This window comes from Peptoclostridium litorale DSM 5388, assembly GCF_900141635.1.
Taxonomy (GTDB): domain Bacteria; phylum Bacillota; class Clostridia; order Peptostreptococcales; family Peptostreptococcaceae; genus Peptoclostridium; species Peptoclostridium litorale.
The window spans coordinates 1-20880 of the sequence record NZ_FSRH01000012.1 but is presented as its reverse complement, the minus strand read 5'-3'; the positions used below and the strand labels follow the sequence as shown (position 1 = coordinate 20880).

The window sequence follows — 20880 nt, the reverse complement described above, 5'->3', positions numbered from 1 at the left end:
TAATACACTGTGCGTGTCGTATACAATATATCAATGTCTTGAAATGAAACAGATGCTGGGAGTGAGCATTCACGGACACAGGTGCAGCAAAGCATGTATAATTTTTGAGTGAGGCTTAGCGTTGGAAAATAAGGGTTTCAAATGTTGAATTCCAACAAAGTGTAAAAGTGGCATGGTTTTTGCTCTATATATTTATAACTTGAGTCAAATAAAGAACAAGTCAGTTGACAAAAATATACCAAAAAAAATTAAATGTGTATAAATGTTTAGAATACTCACTAAACATTTATATTTTAGACTGAAGGGTGTATATTTTTGTAAAACGGAATAACAAGGAGGGCTGTCATGAGATCATCATCACTGATAATAATGCTGGGAATTTTTTGGTGCGTTCTAGAAGGAAAATTCAGCTCTGAGACTTTGATATTAGGAGCTTTAATATCAATTTGCGTGTATTGTCTTAACAAATTGAACTATACATCAAAATAGGTGGGATGAAAATTGATTAAAAAATCACTGTATTTTTGTAAATATATAGTTTTGTTGATAAAAGAAGTGATAATTGCAAATATAGCTGTAGCCAAAATAGTGCTTAGCCCCAAACTGGAAATCTCACCCGAGATTGTAGAGTTTGAAAGCAGTCTGAGATCGGAATTTTTGAGGGTTGTTTTGGCAAACTCCATAACTCTCACGCCTGGAACTATAACAATAGACATGAAAGGTGGCCTTTATACAGTGCATTGCCTTAAAAAAGAGTTTGCAAGAGACTTGATTGATTCAAAGCTGGAAAAGATACTTTTGGAAATTGAAGGGGAGTAGAGCATGGATACTATTTTGACAATAGCAAGCATAGCGCTTTCTGTTACTATAATACTTTGCATGGCAAGAGCCTCAAAGGGGCCATTGGCGGTGGACAGGCTTATAGCTGTAAACGTTATAGGAACGAAGACCATAGTACTGATAGCTCTAATTTCATTCATTTTAGATGAAACATATTTCATAGACGTTATTTTGGTATATGCGATGATAAGCTTCATAGCTTCTTTGGGACTTTCAGAGCTTATACAAAAAGCGGGAGGGGATTAGGCATGAAGATGACAATTGTAGCTCTCCTCATATCAGGTGGGATATTCTTTTTTTCAGTCGGCACGATCGGGATACTTAGATTCAAAGATACGTTCGAAAGGGCTCATGCTGCCGCAAAATGTGATACATTGGGTGCTGTTTTAAGCCTCTTGGCGCTTGTGGTACATGAGGGGATTACCAGTGCGAGCGTAAAGCTTCTTATTGTAATATTTTTTCTCTGGATGACAAATCCCACAGCCACTCACATTATTTCAAGGGCTGAATACAGAAGAAGGGGCATGGAAAAAAGCGTTGGGGGAGTTGATAGAGATGAAATTATTTAGCCTTATAATGCTTCTGTTTTTGATAGGTTCGTCAATAGCCGTGTCGCTCATAAAGGACATGCTTAGCACGATAATAGTATTCATGGTGTACAGCCTCATAATGGCGATACTATGGCAGCAGCTCAACGCACCTGATCTGGCTATAACAGAGGCTGCCGTCGGAGCGGGGGTTACTACTCTCCTTTTCATACTCACACTTAAAAAGATAAGGGGGGAGTCGAAATGAGAAAAATCGCTTCAGCGGTATTGACTCTCAGCCTAATTGGAATATTGCTTGTGGCGGTGGCCCAGCTTCCCGAGTTTGGAAGCGAATATTCCCCTGCGCACAACTATGTGAGCAGGGCGTATCTTGAAGAGGCAATGCACGAGACCGGGGCTATGAACATAATAACGGGGATAATACTTGACTACAGGGCGTTTGACACGTTCATAGAGGCTACAGTCATGTTCACTGGAACAATTGCTGTAATGTTGCTTTTAAGAAAGGAAGGTGGAGCTGATGAACAGCGCAATACTTAGCGTGGTTTCGAGCTTTATAATTCCTTTCATACAGATATTTGGAATATACGTGGTGGTAAATGGACACCTGTCGCCGGGAGGAGGCTTTGCCGGAGGAACCGTAATAGGCGCAAGCCTCATTCTTTCTAGGATTGTAAACGGAGGAGAGTTTGCAAAAAAGAGGTATCCATTTGAAAGGCTTATGAAAATAGCATGTTTTTCTCTTTTGGCATACGGTGTTATAAAGGGATATTCATTTGTAAACGGAGGACTTGAGCTTCACCTTTATGACATTCCAATTGGAACTCCGGGGAAGATATTTTCAGGAAGGTACCTTCTGCCTTTGAATATATTTGTAGGCGGCATAGTTTCTGTAACGATGTATTTTTTCTATGCATTGTTTAGTGAAGGAGAGATATAATGGAACGACTAGCTGTGAATTATGTAGAGGCATGCTCTGTAATCCTTTTTGGTGTGGGCTTTATGACTCTTCTTATGCACAACAACATGATAAAAAAAATAATAGGGCTTAATATAATGGACACGGCGATTTTTCTGTTTTTCATTGCCAAGGGTTATATAGATGGGAAAAAGGCTCCCATTGTAGTTGGAGGGCTTGAGGGCGCTGGAAGCTATATAAATCCGGTCCCAACTGCATTGATGCTTACAGGAATAGTCGTAGCGGTGAGCATGACGGCTCTTGGGCTTGCGCTCATAATAAAGCTGCATGAAAAGTATAATACTGTAGAAATGGATGAAATTATGAGGATGAGGGAGGTGTAGGCAAATGGAATATTTTAAGAGTTTTCCTCTTTTCATAATATTAATTCCTTTCATGGCCTCTTTTTCAATGCCCCTTGTAAAAAATGAAAAGACAGCAAAAACAATTTCGCTAATAACGAGCTTCGTATGTCTTGCACTTTCGGCATTCACTTTTTTCTATGTCATCACAAATGGAGCATTCAAATATGACATGGGGCACTTCAAAGCGCCTTTAGGCATAGAGCTTAAGGTTGGGATTTTCGAATCGGTCATGGTAAGCGTATTCATGTTTGTAACTTTTAGCGTTATAGCCCATTCTGTGTGCAATAGCCAAAATGACATGACATCAAAAAAAGTGCCTATTTACTATCTGCTGCTTAATGTATTTAGTGCGTCGATTTGCGGGATAACGCTTACCAATGACATTTTCAACGCGTTTGTGTTCATAGAAGTTAGCACTATTGCGGCTTGTGGGATGATAGTCGTGAAAGACAAGGAAGAGAATATACTGGCGGCTATAAAATACCTCGTATACAGCAGCCTTGGATCGGGGCTAGTGCTGATGGGAATAGCCTTTATATATTCCATAACTGGAAATTTGAATATGGATTTTATTAATATGGAGCTATCGAAGGTCTATATGGAATATGACAAAGTGGTCATGATATCTCTTGCCCTGTTTACTTTTGGAATAGGTATAAAGGGGGCCATGTTTCCATTTTACGTTTGGCTTCCGGACGCGCACTCTTCTTCTACAGATTCCACAAGCGCCATAATATCGGCAGTAGGCCTCAAAGGGCCTGTGATTCTGCTTATTAAGGTTTTCTACACTGTTTTCGGAGCTTATATATTAAGGCAAAGCTCAGTGCTTGACATGGTACTTGCACTTGGCGCAACGGGAATGATAATGGGTTCGGTATTTGCCATATTTCAAAACAACATCAAAAAGATGGTTGCATATTCGAGCGTAGCGCAAATGGGGTATATATTTTTGGGAATAGGGCTTGGAAGTGTTGCAGGGCTTACAGCTTCGGCATTCCACATCATAACGCATGCGCTTACGAAGTCGCTGCTTTTTCTGAGCGTCGGAACCATGATAAAAAGGAGAAATACCTATTTAATAGGTGATATGAGCGCATTAGGAAAAAACATGCCCTTAACTTTGGGAGTGTTTTCTATCGGGGTATTTTCGATGGTTGGAATTCCGATTCTTCCAGGTTTCATCACAAAGTGGAACCTTTCGATGGCAAGCATTGAGTCCGGAAAAGGATTTATGGTGGCTGCAATAATACTCAGCTCGTTGCTCAACTGCATTTACTATCTGCCTGTTGTCATAAACGGATATTTCAAAAAAGGCGCGGAACATTCAGATAATGCAGGAGTAGAAAAAAACGTGGATAAAGAAAAGCTATTGACTATGGCGCCTTCCCTGTTGCTTGCCGGCGCGGCAATAGCAGTTGGGATAACGTCTGGAAAAATAATAGAGGTATTGACTTTGGCTTTTGAAAATACCATGTGATAAGGTGGTGCGTATGAAAAACATGCTTTTTATATTGCCGGTTATAATGCCATTTTTATTTTCGGCTTTGATAAGCTCAAAAAAATTCGAGGAGAAAAAGGTCAGAAACGTAGTTGTGGGAATTGCAGTAATATCCAATCTGGCGGTGCTCTTACTTGCGCTTTACACCGGGGCGGAAAAGAAAATAGAAATACTAAGGCTTAATGAATTTATACACATATATTTCAATGTCGACAAGCTGGGTGTGCTCTTTGCGGTCATGGCATCCTGCCTTTGGGTATTCACAGCTTTTTATGCCATGGGATATATGGAGCATGAAAGCGGCCAGAAGAGATTTTTTGCATTCTTCACAGCAACTCTCGGAATCACCATGGGAATAGCATTTTCAGGAAGCCTTTTGACACTGTATCTCTTTTACGAGATGCTTACGCTTTCAACTTTCCCCCTTGTAATACACTCTCAAAACAAGGAATCATTTGAGAGCGGCAGAAAATATCTCATTTACTCATTCGGCGGTGCGGCTCTTGTGTTTTTCGGGATGATTCTGTTTCACAGCGCAAACCCTTCTCTTGACTTTAACGCGTATGGAATCGACTACAGCTCAAAAGACAAACTGATTTTGACCGCATCATTTTTAATGATGTTTGTAGGGTTTGGGGTCAAGGCTGCGCTCGTGCCGCTTCACTCATGGCTGCCGGCGGCGATGGTTGCCCCGACTCCGGTAAGCTCTTTGCTGCATGCCGTAGCTGTTGTGAAATCAGGTGTATTTTCAATAATAAGAGTCTGCTATTTCGTATTCGGAGCAAATACCGTAATGAACATAAAAGGGCACTTGTATGCAGGCGTGTTCATTGCGCTTACCATACTCATGGGGTCGTTTTTGGCGCTCACCCACGACAACCTCAAAAAAAGGCTTGCATACTCTACAATAAGCCAGCTTGGGTATATACTTCTAGGCGTTTTCATGCTCAATGAAAAGGCGCTCGAAGGAGGGCTGTTGCATCTTGTAAACCATGCAATAATAAAGATAGTACTGTTCTTTTGCGCAGGGGCGATATATGTTAAGTCTCACAAGAAGAACATATCAGAGCTAAAGGGAGTTGGAAAGGCAATGCCTGTTACAATGGCGTGCTTTGCTATAGCATCGATATCCCTCATAGGGATTCCTCCTACAAGCGGATTTGTAAGCAAGTGGTATCTTGCGCTTGGGAGCCTGGGAGCAGGGAGGGTCTGGTTTGCTGTCATACTGCTACTTAGCGCTGTTCTCACAGCGGCATACCTAATGCCTATAATAATAATGGCGTTTTTCTCAGAAGAATCAGGAGGGAGAAGCCATCCGGTAGAGAAGATGGAAGTGGACGGCAAAATGCTTGCTCCAATTGTAATTCTTACAGGAATAATAGTGTTTACAAGTATTTTCCCAGCTGTAGTGCTTGACTTTATAGAGAGCATTGTTTCGGATATAAGGTTTTAGACTTCTTACCAGGAGGTGGAAATTTGAAAAACTACTTGCTTTTATTCTTGCTTTTATTCCCGGCGGTATCTGCAGCAGCTGTACATGTTGCCGGATTGAAATGCAAAAGATATTCCAAAGTCTTTATGGCAATTGCCTGCATGATTGAATTTGCAGCTGTAACGGCTATTTTTCCAAGTTTAAGAGGCGAGGATATCCAGCTGTACATGCCTCACGTAATGGGGACTGGGCTATATTTGAAAATGGACATTTTCAGGTATATATTCGTATGGATATCCTGCTTTATATGGCTTGTTACCAGTGTGTATTCGATGTGGTACTTCAAAGCGGACAACAAGGCAACTCGATTTTATGTGTTCTTCCTCATAACGCTTTCAGCTATAATAGGCGTTTTTACTTCTGAAAACCTGCTCAATCTCTTTACGTTTTTTGAAGTGATGGCGCTGACATCATATGTAATGGTGATTCACAACGAGAGCAAAAGAGCCCACGAAGCCGGACGGTTGTACCTTATAGTCTCAATAGCAACAGGAATGATAACCCTCATGGGAATATTCATACTTTATGAATACACTGGAGAGCTTAACATTTCAAGCCTTCCGCATGCCGTAGCCCAAATGGGCAGCATCAAGTATATTGCAGTGCTGCTTATGAGCAGCAGCTTTGCAGCAAAGGCATGTGTTTTTCCACTTCACATATGGCTTCCAAACACATACTCCCAGTCACCATCTCCGGCTACTGCGATTTTGTCAGCAGTACTTGCCAAAGCAGGGGTTTTCGGGATTATGATCATAGGCTTTATGATGAGTTGGGATGAGACTTTCAGCGGAGTACTTCTTGCACTGGCGCTTGTGAGCATGATTACAGGTGGAGCTTTGGCACTTGTGCAGGTTGAAGTTAAAAAAATACTTGCATACAGCAGCATGAGCCAAATTGGATACATGCTCCTTTCGCTGGCCGCCACCGGACTTATGCATTCTCATGCCGATGCAGCAATTTCCGCAGGTATTTATCACGTTGTAAACCATGCGCTCTTCAAGACACTTCTCTTCATGTCTGCCGGAATGATGATATCTGGAATGGATTCGGACAATCTGAACTCTATGGGGTTAAGGCCTCACAATAAGGCGTTAAGAATATTCTTGCTGATAGGGTTGCTTTCAAATATGGGAATGCCAGGATTCAATGGATTTACAAGCAAGACGCTCATACACCATGCCATAGCCAATATTGAGCATATAAATGGATATGGCCTTGAAATCATTGCAGAATCAGTGTTTTTGATATCAAGCGCACTTACAGTTGCATATTCAGCGAAGCTGTACTTTGCAGTGGTTTCAAATATAGACGAAAATGATTTGACAGGCAGCGCAAGAGGCGGCATTGCGGCGTACATTCCAATGTCTGCACTTGTGATTGCGATGGCATTCATATCTATAAGGCCTCAACTTGTAAACCAGATAATGAGCCAGGGCGCAGGGCTTTTGTTTGAAGAGGCCTCGTCGACAGCAGCGCCGCATTTTTACACGTTGGACTCCATTAAATCCTCGGGAGTGATATTGCTTCTGGGTACGTTCATATACAGGATGTATGCGACAAAGCATATTGTCATAAAAGAAGATAAATCAGTATACTATTCATACATTGCCAAGAACTGGCCGAGTGTTGAAAGAAATCTTTACCTGCCCGTAATCGCCTGCATGTTTAGGATATCCAAGGCGGTGTTTAGCTTTTTAGACAGGTTCATGAGCAGCTTTGCCAATAGGGTGTGCTGGGAATTCAAGCGCATCTGCAGTTTCAAGATAAGAAGTGAAAGATTCAAATCGGGAGAGGGTTCATATTACAGTGTATCAGACATGACGCGAAAAATGGTTTTCAGGATGGAAAGCGTAAACTATTCTGTTTTTGTTACGGCATCGATACTGGTGTTTTTGATGTTTTCTCTTGTTAAAAGCTGATTTGCAAAAGGGTTATTGGAACATGTGATTGTTCCGATGGCCCTTTTTGCAAATAATGATAAGAATTGAGTTGTTAGGGAATATATTATATTGGAGAAATATAAAAAAGCAGGTGGCAAATATGAAAAATATTGAGCTTAAGCTTCAAACGAAAATCACTATATTGATAGTGGTGGTGCTTTCCATATCAATAGCAAATATAACATACCTCATGATAGAACTGGCAAAATACACTGTTCAGGACAAGATAGAGGTGGATATAACCAATGTAGCGAAAATGATTGCGCAGGCTCCGAGTATAGAAAGGGCCCTGGTTGAAAAGGATCCGGAGGGGCTTATACAGTACTATGTAAAAAATGTACTTGCAGTCCTAGAGGAAGTCGAAATAATAGTTGTTGCAGATATGGATGGGATAAGGTATGCACATCCCAATCCCCAAAATATCGGACAAAGGTTTGTAGGCGGGGACGAAAAGAGGGTGATAGAATACGGCGAGACGTATGTTTCGCAGGCCACAGGAACACTCGGAGCTTCAGTGAGGGCTTTTGTGCCAGTATTTTATGAGGGCAGACAGATAGGATTCGTGATGACAGGAACCCTCATAAAAAGCCTGGAGAAGGAAAAAAAACAAGCCATATTCGGGATAGTTTATGCATCTTCGGTAGGACTTATAATAGGCATGGCGGGGGCCTTTTTGCTTGCACAAAACGTAAAAAAGTCAATATTTGGGCTTGAACCGCATCAGATAGGCAGGTTATATACTGAAAAGCAGGCAATGCTGGACGCCATACATGAGGGGATAATAGCCATTGACAGCAACAGCAACATAACTCTAATAAACGACTCAGCGATAAATATGCTTAATGTGGACGAAAAAGAGGTCTACGGGAAAAATGTCTTGGAGGTATTTCCAACGAGCCATCTTGCAGAGGTTATGAACAGCGGGAAGTCAGAATATGACGATGAGCAGGTCATAAACGACACTGTCATACTCACCAACAGAATGCCCATAAAAAGGGGAGACGAAATAGTGGGTGCAATAGCCACGTTCAGGGACAAGACGGAAGTTACAAGGCTTGCGGAGGAAATAACCGGTGTTAGGCAGATAATAGAGGCTCTAAGGGCCAACACGCATGAATTTATGAACAAGCTGCACGTGATAATGGGGCTAATACAAATGGACGATGTTGAAGAGGCCAAATTCTATATAATGGACATAACCCAAAACCAGCAGCAGATAATGAGCTTCATAATAAAAAAGGTGAAGGATCCCACGATAGCGGCTCTGCTGCTTGGAAAGTTCAGCGAGGCAAACGAAAGGGGAATACAGATTCAAATAGACGAGTCGACAAATATTGAGAAAGACCACGGAAATATAAACAGCAATATGCTAGTCACGATAATAGGGAACTTGGTTGAAAATGCAATGGACGCCATAAGCCTCGACAGGTCTGATAAGTATGAAAAGAGCATAGACATAAGAATGGAAGAAACTGAAAATTCAATAGAAATAGACATAGCCGATACAGGCATGGGCATAAAAAAAGACCATTTGGACAAGATATTCCAAAGGGGATATACTACAAAAGAAGGAAACTCCGGAATAGGGCTTGCTCTGGTTAAAAAAGCCGTTGAGAGCATGGGTGGAAAACTGGATGTTTCTTCGTATGACGGCATAGGGACTGAATTTATAATAAAGCTGCCAAAACAAGGAGGGAGGAGAATATGATAAGGGTTCTTATTGTGGAGGACGATCCCATGGTGGCCTCTATAAACAAGAGATATGTTGAAAGTATAGAGGGATTTAGCGTTGTGGGCATAGCGGCCAACGGGGAAGAGGCTTTAAAACTTATAAAAAACAAGGATATAGACCTTATAATACTGGACATATACATGCCAAGAATAGACGGGATAAGCTTTTTGAAAAAGATAAGGCAAAATAACATAACAACAGATGTAATACTTGTGACCGCTGCGAAGGAGACGGATTCTTTCGACCAGTCAATGGCGCTTGGAGCGGTAGACTACCTTGTGAAGCCCTTTGAATATGAAAGGTTTAAAAAAGCCCTTGAAAACTACAAGAAGAGGCATAAAATACTCAGTGGAAAGGATGTCGTAAGGCAGGAGGACATAGACAAGATAACATGGGCGGACTCGTCTGAAAAGGAAAAGTCAACCCCAAAGGGGCTTCACATTAAAACGCTGAACAGGGTAAGGGATTATATGTGCAAAAGAAGCGGCGTTTTGGTGTCGGCAGACGAGATATCAAAGGCTCTGAGCATAACAAAGGTCACGGTGAGAAGGTACCTTGAATATCTTGCATCAATAGGTGAAATAGAAATAGAGGTGGAATACGGGGCTGTTGGAAGGCCCACCAACATGTACAGGTTCATAAAATAAAGGGAGTGCAATGTGACAAAAAAATATCGGAGAATTTTTAATTTGAAAAACATTTAGGTTAATTTCTAAATGTTTTTTATTTTGTACAGAAAGTGTATATTCTACGTAAGAAGTAAAAAAATTCTGAAATATTGAAAGGATGATACCGGATGAATTATTCTGAACTGAGCCTTAAGATGCATGAGGAAAATATCGGCAAGATCGAAGTTGTTTCAAAGGTGAGTATTGAAAACAGAGATGACCTGAGCACTGCATACACTCCTGGGGTTGCAGAGCCGTGCAGGAAGATACATGAAAACAAGGAGGATGTATATAGATACACCGCAAAGGGAAACCTTGTAGCAGTAGTCACTGACGGGTCTGCAGTGCTTGGGCTTGGAAATATAGGGCCGCAGGCGGCAATGCCGGTGATGGAAGGAAAGGCCGTGCTGTTCAAGGAGTTTGCAAATGTGGACGCTTTCCCTATATGCATAGACAGCAGCGATGTGGACCAGATTGTAAATACAGTCAAAATGATAGCCCCTACATTCGGGGGAATCAATCTTGAGGACATAGCCGCTCCGAGATGTTTTGAAATAGAGGAAAGGCTTAAAAAGGAAATTGACATACCGGTATTTCATGACGACCAGCATGGAACTGCCATAGTCGTATGCGCAGGCTTTATAAATGCGCTAAAGCTCGTGGGCAAGGATATACGGGATGCAAAAATAGTTGTAAATGGAGCGGGGTCTGCAGGATGCGCCATAGTCAAGATGCTGTTTAGCATAGGTGCGAAGAACATAACCGTGTGCGACAGGGAGGGAATAATATACAAGGGGTCACCTTTTAATTCGCCTCATATGGAAGAGCTTGCAAAGACTACAAACCTTGAGTGCAAACAGGGGATCTTAGCAGACGCTATGAAGGGATCGGATGTATTCATAGGGGTTTCAGCAGCGAACGTTGTAAGCGGAGAAATGGTATGTTCAATGAACGAGGGCGCAGTAGTGTTTGCGATGGCAAATCCGACTCCGGAGATAATGCCGGATATTGCAAAAAAGGCAGGTGCAAAGGTTGTGGGTTCGGGCCGTTCGGATTTTGCAAACCAGGTCAACAACGTGCTGGCTTTTCCGGGAATATTCAGGGGAGCGCTGAATGTGAGGGCAAGCGACATAAATGAAGAGATGAAGGTTGCAGCGGCATATGCAATAGCCAATATAGTTAAAGATGATGAGCTAAGTGAAGACTATGTAATACCAAATGCACTAGACAAGAGGATAGGAGTTGAAGTGGCCGAGGCAGTAGAAAGGGCGGCAAGAGAAAGCGGCGTTGCAAGGCTGAAATAGTATCAATTCAAACTGTTACTGGAATGGGAGGTTTTTATATGAGTGTTAATGTTTCGCTATCAGAAAAAGATGCAGCTCAAAAGGCTTTTGAAAAGCCAGAGTACAGGATTATGGGAATGCCACTGCCGCTGTTTGCAGCACTGGCGTTGGTGGTAATTGCAGCGACATATCTTGGAGTTTTGCCAAAGGGAATGGTTGGAGCAATCCCGCTCATGATGGTGGTTGGCGCAGTGTTAAACGAAGTAGGAAACAAGACCCCTATAGTGAAGGACTATTTTGGAGGAGGACCTATAGTTGTAATATTTGCATCGGCAGCGTTTGCGGCATATGGAGTATTTCCGCAGGCGTCTTCAGAAATAATGACAAATTTCATGAAGGGTGAAGGATTTTTGAACTTCTATATTGCAGCACTTATAACGGGAAGTATACTTGGAATGAACAGAAAGCTCCTCATAAAGGCCGCTGTAAGATATCTTCCGGCGATAATAGGAGGAGTTGTGGCTGCACTTGGACTTGCAGGCATTGTAGGCGCACTCATAGGATACGGTGCAAAAAAGGCGATACTGTATATAGCACTTCCGATAATGGGAGGAGGAATGGGAGCTGGAGCCGTTCCACTGGCTCAAATATTCGGGGGATCACTTGGAGTAGACCCCGCAGACATGCTTTCGGTAATGGTTCCTGCAGTAGCGCTTGGAAACGCAATGGCAATAGTGGTTGCAGGTATTCTCGACAAGATTGGGAAAAACAACAAAAAGCTTTCTGGAGACGGGAAACTTATGAAATCCCAGGAAGCAGAAATGGGATCGCAGGAAAAGAGAAGGGATTTGGACTTTAAAATGATGGGAACAGGCCTTGCTCTTTCCACAGCATTCTTTGTACTTGGATGTCTTTTAGGAAAATTCATACCTCTTCATCAGTTTGCACTCATGATACTTTCGGTTGCAGCAGTAAAGGCTTTTGGAGTGCTTCCAAGGGAGTTTGAAGAAGGCGCAGCCCAGTGGTTCGGATTCATAATGGCCAACCTCACGCCTGCACTTCTTGTTGGAATAGGTGTCGCATATACAGACATAAACCAGGTTATAAACTCATTAAACGTTCAGTATGTAGTTCTTGTAGGGGTTACTATACTTGGAGCTACCATAGGGTCGGGATTTGTGGGAAGCTTCTTCGGATTCTATCCTATAGAATCGTCGATAACGGCAGGACTTTGCATGGCAAACATGGGCGGAACGGGAGACGTTGCAGTTCTTTCGGCTTCAAAGAGAATGGAGCTTATGCCATTTGCCCAGATATCATCCCGTATAGGAGGAGCATTCATGCTCATACTGGCAACAGCTCTTTTGAAGATATTCACGTAGTCACGGAACATTGTGCATAATAAAAATATAGAGATATACAATTGAAAGTCAATGTATGAACATAAAAAAGCCCCGCATTTTGCGGGGCTTTTTTATGTTCATAACAATATTATATTATTTAAGTTCCATTAGCTTTGAAGCTATGAAGCTCTTAAGGTCATTCATTTCTATCATTTCTCTTGCTTCAACGTCAATGTCAAGGTTAGAGTCAGTTGGCGCAGCAGACTCTACACCCTCAGGCTTAACGCAGAAGAAGTTTATAAGCAGCGTGTCGCTAGAAGTGTAGTAAGGCTTTAGGTGAAGAGGAAGGAATACTACTTCTACTTCTTCAACTCCAAAATCACCTTTTGAATTCACTTCTTCTATAACTGAATCAAGGTTAAGAACTTTAAGAGGCTGCATTATAGCTCTCATATAGTCCATGTCCTCAAGCATCCACATGTTGTCGTTCCAGAAACGTCCTTCATTTCTGTTTTTAGGAACGAAAGGCTCTGTGTTCGATATTGCGCTTAGGCCTCTTCTTGCAGATTCTTCATCGAAGTCATCGTCATAAGTAAGCTTCATTTCCTTAGCTCCGGCAACGGCCTTTATGAAAGCTTCTCCAACTTTTTCCCTGTCCTTAGTGGCTTCCCAGTAGTAAAGCATAGATTCCATTACTGTAAGATTCAATTTTATTTTCTTAAGCATAAAAACATCTCCTTATATAATAGATATGGAATATAAAATTAATTTATCACAATAAACTATACTGCCATATAGAATTCGCTGTCAACTTTAATTTTTCCAAGTGTCACCAGTTTCTTTAGATCAATTTCTGAAACAAGGGGGAAAATTTTTTTTATTTCTTCAAAAGTGACCTTTCGGTTCATCCGTATAAAAAGAAAAAGTTCTATATTATACCATTCATATATATGGGAAATCACTCTCACATACTCCCTAATAGTTCCTGATTAAGACTTCTTCTATTTGTCCACGTTTTGAAGAAATGGAATTTATATTTCGCCCGATTTCAATTATCTCTATATTGTAGTCCTTGTACAGGTCATGTACAAACGGATCAGATGAATTTGAAAGAAGAAAGTTGATTCCTCTCGAGGAGAGATTGTCGCAAAGCTCTTTAAGCTTCATATGGTCTTCCATTACAAATCCATTTGCAAATTTCGAATTATCAGAAACTGGAGTATATGGAGGAGCCAAGTATACGAAAGCTCCCTTTTCCACGTCTTTAATGGACTCTTCAAAGCTTTTGTTTGTAAACTGGATATTATTTTTATTAAAATATTCGCTTACGGCTCTGAGTATTATTTTATTCACAATTTTTGGATTTTTATATGAACCGAAAGGAGCATCGAATTGGCCCTGTTCGTTAACCTTAAAAAATCCGTTGAAGCATGTCTTGTTAAGGTATATCATTCTAGAGGCTCTTTCAACGTCTGAAAGCTCATGAATCTTACCGTTTCTATCTAAAGATCTTATATGGTAGAAATAGTCTTTTTCATTCACATGACTTTTGAGGTCTTCAATCAAGTATTCGACTTTGTCTCTTATAACTGTGTAAAGATTCAAAAGTTCGACGTTGACTGCATTCAGCACGGCATTTTGAGGCTGAATGTGGAACAGAAGTGCTCCGCCTCCCAAAAAAGGCTCTCTATAACTTGTAAAGTTTTTAGGCACATATTTTTCAAGTTCTGGGACAAGATGTTTTTCGTCCTTAGACCATTTTATAAAAGGACTTACGTATTTATTGTTTTTCATATTCAAAACCCCTCCTAACTCAATAACCGGTTAAAGTCGCTTGTTTTTAGATGCTACAAAACCAGATTCCGACTGTCAGCATTGCAGTTTAACAGGATTTTGATCGAATATTGGCAATATGTTTTGCAAATGTATGATTTTTAAAAATAAAAAAGGTATAAAAAGGCACTATAAAACCGCGCCATTTTACACCTCTGTATATTATACCTGAGAGTTTAAGTGTGCATATTAAACAACACATTTTCTCCTTCGGTGTCAACCAAATATCAATTGGTCGAGCTCTTCAGAGTTCCATCGTGCAGCGATACTTGTGCCTGAAAGTTTCTATGAAGAACTAGGCTTATCCTTCATATTGCATCTTCGGCTACCTCATAGGAGATATCTCACACTGCAGTCATTTGGTTTGAAATTTTAAATCAGCCAGTAAAAAGTAGACTGAAAATAAAAAATAATAATTAATAAAAAAACAAAAAACTATAGGCTTAACTTATAATACAATATATACCGAATTTAAAATTATTTCAAGGCAAAATTTAAAAATTAAAAAAATTAATAAAAGCACATGTACTTTAAAGGCACAAAAATATATATTTATGCACTACATAAACCGAGCATGTTAAGTGGGGAAAAATAAATAAAAAAAAACTATTGAAAGAACTTGATTTAAAAACTATAAAAAACTATAATATAAGTAGGCAAGTATAAAAAACTTAAATAGCAAACTGGAAGAAGGGTATGCGAGAGAGCTGGCAGGTTTGAATTTGCCGGCCGCCGAAGGGACAAGTCTTTATTTTACCAAAATACAAGATGAAATTCTCAGGCAGAAGGATCATATCTGGACAGCCTCTGGATGATATATAAACAGAGAGATCATGGAAAATCCTTGGTTTCTCTGTTTTTGTTTTATGCTGAAGTTTATATGTAGAATTTGTCAAAATATCATCAGTAAAAAAAGCATTCGAAAAAATAAAATTTCACAGCGACAATTTGAAATTTCGCGATGCTTTTTGAAACTCGCACATACAATAGTGAGGCTAGCGTCAAATAGTGGAAATCTCTATAGTGGTAGATGGATATAGTAGGAATATCAATATACACAGATCAAAGTGAACTGACATCCGACTGGCGATTCACTGCAGGAATCTGAAAAATCAGAAAAATTCGAAAAAACCGAAAAATCTGAAAGCCACAAGAGGAAAACCAATGTATATACAGTGTAGCTGAAAAAAATATCGGGAATTTCAAAAAAAGATGTTGAAATGGTTAAAAAAAAGTCATATAATTAAAACAAGAATTATTTAAAAAATGAATAAATGAATTGGAAGAAGGGTATGAAAGAGAGTTCGAGTTTTTTACGAACCGCCGAAGGGACAAACTTTGGAGTTAGCCGCTCTAAAGTGAAATTCTCAGGCAAAAGGATCATATCTGGACAGCCTCTGGATTAAAACAGAGAAACCTGGTGTTAATGGGATTATGGCTTTAAGGGTTTTTCTGTTTTTGTTTTTTTGATTGTATGAATAGAAGATGCGTGCAATTAAACTGGTTTCGTGAAAAATGTTGGAGTTTCAAGAGGTAAAGCGGTTTATACTCTCCAATGTTTCGAAATGAGAAATGATTAATTTTATAACAATGAAAATTGACAGGAAAACTCCGGGATTTTGTCGAAACAATGGTTCAAAGTGGTTTTGCGAAATGTATGATTTTTAAAAATTGTTTAAAAAATGAATTATTTTTAAAAAAACTATTGAAAAGGCTTAAGAAATTTTTTATAATGCAAGTAGGACAAATAAAAAAAATGAATAGTCAAATTGGAAGAAGGGTATAGGAGAGAGCTTGCTACAGATCAGCAGGCCGCCGAAGGGACAAGTCTTGTTTTTCCCAAAAAAGCAAGGTGAAATTCTCAGGCAAAAGGACTATATCTGGACAACCTCTGGATAAAAACAGAGAAGCTTACTTGGGATTTAGGGTGAGTTTTAGCTGTTTTTTTTATGCGCAGGATGTGTTTTTTTACACTGAAATGCCTAAAATATAACAATAACTTTTAAGGAAACTCATCTGAATGGCGGCGGCTGTTCAGTAGGAGAATATGAGTAGAACTTGAAAATGCATAATGCTAAAAGTTTTGAAATTAATAAAAATTCAATCTATATAATATATACATTATAAATATGCAGGTTGGATTTTTTAATGGAGAGGCTGGAAAACATTTTCAAGAGATTTACAGGAGGTGTCTGAGTTGAAGATAATAACGAACAATCCTTTGGTGAAAGAAGAATTAGTTCGACAAGCAAACAGACCGGACAAAGTAGAAGAGATAATATTTGTAGATTGTGATTACATGGGTGTGCTAGAAAAAGTTAGAGACCTTGTTCACACTGGCTACGAAATACTTACTCATCCTCTTTACGGTAGTGTAAAACCTAATGAAACTCCATATAGAACTATATTCATCAAAGAAGGAAAAGGGCTGAATGTTGAGTCTCTAACTCTTATAGAGGGAGCGATTCAGACAGTTCAAAAATTCCAACTAAACTACAAGACGCCTGTATGGGATGAAAAGGTTACTAATGATTTTCAGGTTGTAGACCTGGATTTGATTGTAAACACATTAAATGAAATTCAATTTCTTTAACAACTAATCTATCTATTATCTGCACGGCAAAGCCGGCAGAGTAATATATTTTATTTTTCAAAATTGAAGGAGGTACTTTTATATGCGTTTAGAACTTGGAAATATCTTCATTAAAGACGTTCAGTTCGCTGCAGAGACAAAGGTTGAAAATGGTGTTTTATACATCAACAAAGAAGAAATGATAAGCAAGCTTTCTGCAATAGAGCACATAAAATCAGTAGACATCGACATAGCTCGTCCAGGAGACAGTGTAAGAATTACACCAGTTAAGGACGTTATAGAGCCAAGAGTTAAGGTTGAAGGTCCTGGCGGAATATTCCCAGGCGTTATCAACAAGGTTGACACAGTTGGTTCAGGAAGAACTCACGTACTTAAGGGAGCAGCAGTTCTTACAACTGGTACAATAGTTGGATTCCAGGAAGGAATAGTTGACATGTCTGGTACTGGAGCAGAATACACTCCATTCTCTAAGACTGTTAACGTTGTAGTAATAGCTGAGCCAGAAGATGGAATAGACCAGCACAAGCACGAAGAGGCTGTGAGAATGGTTGGACTTAACTCTGGAATATACCTTGGAGAAGCTGGAAAGAATGTAGAGCCAGACGAAGTTAAGGTATATGAAACAGCTCCAATACTTGAGGGAGCGGCACAGTACCCAGAGCTTCCAAAGGTAGGATACGTATACATGCTTCAAACTCAAGGTCTTCTTCACGATACTTACGTATACGGAGTAGACGCTAAGAAAATAGTTCCTACTATACTATACCCAACAGAAATGATGGACGGAGCCGTACTAAGCGGAAACTGCGTTTCATCATGTGACAAGAATCCAACATACATCCACTGCAACAACCCAATGGTTGAAGAACTTTACGCAATGCATGGAAAAGAAATCAACTTTGTTGGTGTAATAATAACAAACGAGAACGTATACCTTGCAGACAAAGAGAGATCTTCAAACTGGACTGCTAAGCTTTGTAAGTACCTAGGACTTGACGGAGCCATAGTATCTCAGGAAGGTTTCGGAAACCCAGATACAGACCTTATAATGAACTGCAAGAAGATAGAAATGCAAGACGTTAAGACTGTAATATCTACAGACGAGTACGCAGGAAGAGACGGAGCTTCTCAGTCGCTTGCTGATGCTGACGTTAGAGCTGACGCAGTTGTATCTAACGGAAATGCAAACATGGTAATAACTCTTCCTAAGATGGACAAGGTTATAGGACATATCCAGTACATCGACACTATAGCTGGAGGATTCGACGGATCACTTGCAGAAGACGGAAGCATAGTAGTTGAGATCCAGGCTATAACAGGAGCTACAAACGAGCTAGGATTTGGATACCTTTCAGCTAAAGGATACTAATATTAGCCTGTAAATAGAAAAACTCATGCTTTAATAAAATATAAATCAGAAGGAGCGACTTTGGTATGTCATTATTCGACGGCAAAAAAGTCATCATAATCGGTGACAGAGACGGAATACCAGGTCCTGCTATGGCAGAATGTCTGAAAGGAACAAACGCAGAAGTAGTTTATTCAGCTACTGAGTGTTTTGTCTGAACAGCTGCAGGTGCTATGGACCTAGAGAACCAAAACAGGGTTAAAAACTTTACAGATCAATACGGAGCAGAGAACATAATAGTTCTTGTTGGAGCAGCGGAAGCTGAATCAGCAGGACTAGCTGCCGAGACTGTAACAGCAGGAGACCCTACATTCGCAGGTCCACTAGCAGGAGTCCAGTTGGGACTAAGAGTATTCCACGCAGTTGAACCAGAATTCAAAGGAGCAGTAGACTCAGCAATATACGATGAGCAAATTGGAATGATGGAAATGGTTCTTGACGTTGACTCTATCATAGAAGAAATGAAGTCAATAAGAGCCGACTACTGCAAGTTCAACGACTAATTAAGGGAGGTAAAATCATGGGAAAATTAAGAGTAGTTCATTATATAAACCAGTTCTTCGCAGGAATAGGTGGAGAAGAAAAAGCTGACATAGCACCTTTCGTAGCAGAGGAGCTTCCACCAATAAGCCAAAACCTTGACAAACTTCTAGGAGAAGACGCAGAAGTAGTAGCTACAGTAGTTTGTGGAGACTCTTTCTTCGGAGAAAACCTTGAAACAGCACAGGCAACAGTACTAGAAATGGTAAAGGGTGCAAGCCCTGACCTATTCATAGCTGGACCAGCATTCAACGCAGGAAGATACGGAGTTGCAGCTGGAGCTATAACTAAGGCTGTTCAAGACACACTTGGAATACCTGCTGTTACAGGAATGTACATCGAGAACCCTGGTGCAGACATGTACAAGAAGAGCGTTTACGTAATGTCAACAGCTGACTCAGCTGCAGGAATGAGAAAGTCTCTTCCAGCGCTAGCTAAGTTCGCTCTTAAGTATGCTAAGGGAGAGGAAATAGGATCTCCAGCAGAAGAAGGATACATCGAAAGAGGAATAAGAGTCAACGGATTCAAAGAAGACAGAGGAGCTAAGAGAGCTGTAGCTATGCTTGTTAAAAAGCTTAAAGGCGAAGAGTTCGTAACTGAGTACCCAATGCCAGTTTTCGACAACGTTGTGCCAGGAAGAGCTATAGTAAACATGTCAAAAGCTAAAATAGCGATAGTAACTTCTGGTGGTATAGTTCCAAAAGGAAACCCAGATAGAATAGAGTCATCTTCAGCATCTAAGTACGGAAAGTATGACATAGACGGAGTAGACGATCTTACTTCAGAAGGCTGGGAGACAGCTCACGGTGGACACGACCCTGTATACGCTAACGAAGATGCAGACAGAGTTATACCTGTTGACGTTCTTAGAGACATGGAGAAAGAAGGAGTAATAGGAGAGCTTCACAGATACTTCTACTCTACAACAGGAAACGGAACTGCAGTTCTAAGCTCTAAGCAGTTTGCTAAAGAGTTCACTCAAGAACTAATGGCAGCCGGAGTAGACGCAGTTATACTTACTTCTACGTGAGGCACTTGTACTCGTTGCGGCGCAACGATGGTTAAAGAAATAGAAAGATCAGGAATACCTGTAGTTCACATATGTACAGTTACTCCAATAGCACTTACAGTTGGAGCTAACAGAATAGTTCCAGCAATAGCTATACCTCACCCACTAGGAGATCCAGCTCTTTCTCCAGCAGAAGAGAAGGCTCTTAGAAGAAAAATAGTTGAGAAGTCTCTTAAGGCTCTTGAAACAGAAATAGAAGAGCAGACAGTATTCGAAGACTAATAAGTAAACCCGGGGGTAGTTCATTCTATCCTCTCCTTAAAAAACAGGTGCGAAAGGCTTTGCCTTTCACACCTGTTAAAAAAAGTTTTCAAGGTATCTTTAAAAGCTGTAAAGATATTTTGAAAATGTCCTTGATATTATCGAGGACGCATATAATTGTCAGAGGTTACATAAAACAAAACATAAAAAGCAAACGATTTTAAGGAGGAAGCTAAAGTGGAAAACGTATATGATATAGCCATAATAGGTTCAGGACCTGCAGGACTTGCAGCAGCACTTTACGGAGCAAGAGCAAAGATGAAGACTCTTCTTCTTGAGGGAATGAAAGTTGGAGGACAGATAGTAATAACTCACGAGGTTGCCAACTATCCAGGATCAGTTCCAGAAGCTACAGGACCGTCTCTAATAGGAAGAATGGAAGAGCAGGTTGAAGAATTCGGAGCAGAAAGAGTAATGGACAACATAGTAGACGTTGATTTTACAGACCAGATAAAAGTACTTAAGGGAGCAAAAGGCGAGTACAAGGCTAAGGCTGTAATAGTTGCTAC

Annotated in this window: 21 protein-coding genes and 5 riboswitches; of the genes, 19 read left to right on the top strand and 2 right to left on the bottom strand. The window is 40.4% G+C overall.

Annotated elements, in window-relative coordinates:
* The first annotated feature begins 501 nt into the window (after window positions 1–501).
* The 14 genes from BUQ87_RS11170 to BUQ87_RS11105 all read left to right on the top strand — a co-directional run bounded on the left by BUQ87_RS11170 (window position 502) and on the right by BUQ87_RS11105 (window position 12706).
* Window positions 502–819, top strand: coding sequence for a Na+/H+ antiporter subunit E (locus BUQ87_RS11170; RefSeq protein WP_052636276.1), 318 nt, complete (start codon window positions 502–504; stop codon window positions 817–819).
* Between the two features lie 3 nt (window positions 820–822).
* Complete coding sequence (locus BUQ87_RS11165) at window positions 823–1086, top strand: MrpF/PhaF family protein (protein WP_038267082.1); 264 nt, start codon at window positions 823–825, stop codon at window positions 1084–1086.
* Between the two features lie 2 nt (window positions 1087–1088).
* Window positions 1089–1409, top strand: coding sequence for a monovalent cation/H(+) antiporter subunit G (gene mnhG, locus BUQ87_RS11160; protein WP_038267085.1), 321 nt, complete (start codon window positions 1089–1091; stop codon window positions 1407–1409).
* Window positions 1396–1635: a hydrogenase subunit MbhD domain-containing protein gene (locus BUQ87_RS11155; RefSeq protein ID WP_038267089.1), complete on the top strand. Its 240-nt coding sequence runs from the start codon at window positions 1396–1398 to the stop codon at window positions 1633–1635. Before mnhG ends, BUQ87_RS11155 begins: the two co-directional genes overlap by 14 nt.
* Complete coding sequence (gene mbhE / locus BUQ87_RS11150) at window positions 1632–1928, top strand: hydrogen gas-evolving membrane-bound hydrogenase subunit E (RefSeq protein ID WP_052636279.1); 297 nt, start codon at window positions 1632–1634, stop codon at window positions 1926–1928. Before BUQ87_RS11155 ends, mbhE begins: the two co-directional genes overlap by 4 nt.
* Window positions 1909–2328: an MnhB domain-containing protein gene (locus tag BUQ87_RS11145; RefSeq protein ID WP_052636282.1), complete on the top strand. Its 420-nt coding sequence runs from the start codon at window positions 1909–1911 to the stop codon at window positions 2326–2328. Before mbhE ends, BUQ87_RS11145 begins: the two co-directional genes overlap by 20 nt.
* Window positions 2328–2690, top strand: a complete 363-nt coding sequence (locus BUQ87_RS11140) for a sodium:proton antiporter (protein WP_052636284.1) — start codon at window positions 2328–2330, stop codon at window positions 2688–2690. Before BUQ87_RS11145 ends, BUQ87_RS11140 begins: the two co-directional genes overlap by 1 nt.
* Before the next feature lie 4 nt (window positions 2691–2694).
* Entirely contained in the window at window positions 2695–4188 is a 1494-nt protein-coding gene (locus BUQ87_RS11135) for a complex I subunit 5 family protein (RefSeq protein ID WP_038267092.1), read from the top strand.
* 13 nt (window positions 4189–4201) lie between these two features.
* Complete coding sequence (locus tag BUQ87_RS11130; RefSeq protein WP_052636292.1) at window positions 4202–5662, top strand: complex I subunit 5 family protein; 1461 nt, start codon at window positions 4202–4204, stop codon at window positions 5660–5662.
* A gap of 23 nt (window positions 5663–5685) precedes the next feature.
* Window positions 5686–7620 (top strand): complex I subunit 5 family protein, encoded by a 1935-nt coding sequence (locus tag BUQ87_RS11125; RefSeq protein ID WP_038267095.1) that lies wholly within the window; start codon window positions 5686–5688, stop codon window positions 7618–7620.
* A 121-nt stretch (window positions 7621–7741) separates the two neighbouring features.
* Entirely contained in the window at window positions 7742–9349 is a 1608-nt protein-coding gene (dcuS, locus tag BUQ87_RS11120; RefSeq protein WP_038267098.1) for a DcuS/MalK family sensor histidine kinase, read from the top strand.
* Window positions 9346–10020, top strand: a complete 675-nt coding sequence (locus BUQ87_RS11115; protein ID WP_038267101.1) for a response regulator — start codon at window positions 9346–9348, stop codon at window positions 10018–10020. Before dcuS ends, BUQ87_RS11115 begins: the two co-directional genes overlap by 4 nt.
* Before the next feature lie 149 nt (window positions 10021–10169).
* Entirely contained in the window at window positions 10170–11345 is a 1176-nt protein-coding gene (locus BUQ87_RS11110) for an NAD(P)-dependent malic enzyme (protein ID WP_038267103.1), read from the top strand.
* A 38-nt stretch (window positions 11346–11383) separates the two neighbouring features.
* Entirely contained in the window at window positions 11384–12706 is a 1323-nt protein-coding gene (locus tag BUQ87_RS11105) for a 2-hydroxycarboxylate transporter family protein (protein WP_052636295.1), read from the top strand.
* A 114-nt stretch (window positions 12707–12820) separates the two neighbouring features.
* On the opposite strand, the gene BUQ87_RS11100 is transcribed toward BUQ87_RS11105, so the two are convergent.
* Both BUQ87_RS11100 and BUQ87_RS11090 read right to left on the bottom strand, forming a co-directional pair.
* Complete coding sequence (locus tag BUQ87_RS11100) at window positions 12821–13393, bottom strand: TDE2712 family protein (RefSeq protein ID WP_052636298.1); 573 nt, start codon at window positions 13391–13393, stop codon at window positions 12821–12823.
* 249 nt (window positions 13394–13642) lie between these two features.
* Window positions 13643–14461 (bottom strand): DNA adenine methylase, encoded by an 819-nt coding sequence (locus BUQ87_RS11090; protein ID WP_038267108.1) that lies wholly within the window; start codon window positions 14459–14461, stop codon window positions 13643–13645.
* 190 nt (window positions 14462–14651) lie between these two features.
* Window positions 14652–14752, bottom strand: a riboswitch (glycine riboswitch).
* Between the two features lies 1 nt (window position 14753).
* Window positions 14754–14859: riboswitch (glycine riboswitch) on the bottom strand.
* Between the two features lie 328 nt (window positions 14860–15187).
* Window positions 15188–15303, top strand: a riboswitch (glycine riboswitch).
* Window positions 15304–15783: 480 nt separating this feature from the next.
* Window positions 15784–15893: riboswitch (glycine riboswitch) on the top strand.
* Between the two features lie 380 nt (window positions 15894–16273).
* A riboswitch (glycine riboswitch) is annotated at window positions 16274–16387 on the top strand.
* Between the two features lie 301 nt (window positions 16388–16688).
* Here BUQ87_RS11090 and BUQ87_RS11085 point away from each other — a divergent pair.
* From BUQ87_RS11085 to BUQ87_RS11060, 5 genes are all read left to right on the top strand, one after another.
* Window positions 16689–17093, top strand: coding sequence for a GrdX family protein (locus tag BUQ87_RS11085; protein ID WP_242943838.1), 405 nt, complete (start codon window positions 16689–16691; stop codon window positions 17091–17093).
* Window positions 17094–17175: 82 nt separating this feature from the next.
* Window positions 17176–18462: a glycine/sarcosine/betaine reductase component B subunit gene (locus BUQ87_RS11080; RefSeq protein ID WP_038267114.1), complete on the top strand. Its 1287-nt coding sequence runs from the start codon at window positions 17176–17178 to the stop codon at window positions 18460–18462.
* 65 nt (window positions 18463–18527) lie between these two features.
* Window positions 18528–19004 (top strand): glycine/sarcosine/betaine reductase complex selenoprotein A, encoded by a 477-nt coding sequence (grdA, locus tag BUQ87_RS11075; RefSeq protein ID WP_077216470.1) that lies wholly within the window; start codon window positions 18528–18530, stop codon window positions 19002–19004.
* A gap of 17 nt (window positions 19005–19021) precedes the next feature.
* Window positions 19022–20332 (top strand): glycine reductase complex selenoprotein B, encoded by a 1311-nt coding sequence (gene grdB, locus BUQ87_RS11070; RefSeq protein ID WP_081823016.1) that lies wholly within the window; start codon window positions 19022–19024, stop codon window positions 20330–20332.
* A 216-nt stretch (window positions 20333–20548) separates the two neighbouring features.
* Window positions 20549–20880, top strand: a 332-nt coding sequence (locus tag BUQ87_RS11060; protein WP_143182462.1) for an NAD(P)/FAD-dependent oxidoreductase, incomplete at its 3' end; no start/stop codon positions are given.

Coding starts and splice junctions, on each gene's coding strand:
- BUQ87_RS11165 (WP_038267082.1), top strand. CDS start 823: ATGGATACTATTTTGACAATAGCAAGCATAGCGCTTTCTGTTACTATA.
- mnhG (WP_038267085.1), top strand. CDS start 1,089: ATGAAGATGACAATTGTAGCTCTCCTCATATCAGGTGGGATATTCTTT.
- BUQ87_RS11155 (WP_038267089.1), top strand. CDS start 1,396: ATGAAATTATTTAGCCTTATAATGCTTCTGTTTTTGATAGGTTCGTCA.
- mbhE (WP_052636279.1), top strand. CDS start 1,632: ATGAGAAAAATCGCTTCAGCGGTATTGACTCTCAGCCTAATTGGAATA.
- BUQ87_RS11145 (WP_052636282.1), top strand. CDS start 1,909: ATGAACAGCGCAATACTTAGCGTGGTTTCGAGCTTTATAATTCCTTTC.
- BUQ87_RS11140 (WP_052636284.1), top strand. CDS start 2,328: ATGGAACGACTAGCTGTGAATTATGTAGAGGCATGCTCTGTAATCCTT.
- BUQ87_RS11135 (WP_038267092.1), top strand. CDS start 2,695: ATGGAATATTTTAAGAGTTTTCCTCTTTTCATAATATTAATTCCTTTC.
- BUQ87_RS11130 (WP_052636292.1), top strand. CDS start 4,202: ATGAAAAACATGCTTTTTATATTGCCGGTTATAATGCCATTTTTATTT.
- dcuS (WP_038267098.1), top strand. CDS start 7,742: ATGAAAAATATTGAGCTTAAGCTTCAAACGAAAATCACTATATTGATA.
- BUQ87_RS11115 (WP_038267101.1), top strand. CDS start 9,346: ATGATAAGGGTTCTTATTGTGGAGGACGATCCCATGGTGGCCTCTATA.
- BUQ87_RS11110 (WP_038267103.1), top strand. CDS start 10,170: ATGAATTATTCTGAACTGAGCCTTAAGATGCATGAGGAAAATATCGGC.
- BUQ87_RS11105 (WP_052636295.1), top strand. CDS start 11,384: ATGAGTGTTAATGTTTCGCTATCAGAAAAAGATGCAGCTCAAAAGGCT.
- BUQ87_RS11100 (WP_052636298.1), bottom strand. CDS start 13,393: ATGCTTAAGAAAATAAAATTGAATCTTACAGTAATGGAATCTATGCTT.
- BUQ87_RS11090 (WP_038267108.1), bottom strand. CDS start 14,461: ATGAAAAACAATAAATACGTAAGTCCTTTTATAAAATGGTCTAAGGAC.
- BUQ87_RS11080 (WP_038267114.1), top strand. CDS start 17,176: ATGCGTTTAGAACTTGGAAATATCTTCATTAAAGACGTTCAGTTCGCT.